Source organism: Mesorhizobium sp. M7A.F.Ca.CA.002.15.2.1, from assembly GCF_003998715.1.
Classification (GTDB): Bacteria; Pseudomonadota; Alphaproteobacteria; order Rhizobiales; family Rhizobiaceae; genus Mesorhizobium; species Mesorhizobium ciceri.
Window position 1 is genome coordinate 1 of sequence record NZ_RZPI01001194.1, and the last position, 653, is coordinate 653.

At 62.0% G+C, this 653-nt stretch carries 1 protein-coding gene; it reads right to left on the bottom strand.

Translation table 11 applies throughout. The features are described 5' to 3' along the window. Window positions 1-653: glycine--tRNA ligase subunit beta (locus tag ENZ74_RS33600; RefSeq protein WP_127313373.1), on the bottom strand; the 653-nt coding region annotated here is incomplete at both ends.

The window sequence follows — 653 nt, forward strand, 5'->3', positions numbered from 1 at the left end:
TCGGATCACTTCGGCTGGAATGGCAAGGAATGCCTCCTCGAACTCGCCCATCAGCACGACCGGCCATTCGACCAGTCCGGACACCTCCTCCAGCAGCCCTTCGTCCTCGACCAGATCGAGCCCGTTGGCGAAGGCGAGATTGCGGGCGTCGGCAAGGATGATCTCCTTGCGGCGGTCGGCATCGAGCACGACCTTGGCCGCTTCCAGTTTGGAAACATAGTCGTCGAAGCGGCGCACCATGATCGCATCAGGCGCATGGAAGCGGTGGCCATAGGTGATGTTGCCGGAGCGGATGCCGTCGATCTCGAAATCGACCACGACCGGCTCCTCTGTCTCCGGGCCGAACGTGCACAGGATCGATTGCAGCGGGCGCACCCAGCGCAATGAACCTGGCTTGGCCGAGGCCGGCCCCCAGCGCATCGATTTCGGCCACGGGAAATTGCGGATGATATCAGGCACCAGGTCCGCGATGATCTGTTCGGCCGCCCTGCCCGGCTTCGAAATGTGGGCGACATAAAAATCGCCCTTCTTCGGATCGGAATGGACATGCGCCTCGGCGATCGAGGAAAGTCCGGCCTTGCGCAGGAAGCCCTGGACCGCCTGTTCGGGCGCCGATGTCGAAGGCCCCTTGATCTCTTCGTTTATATCCTTCG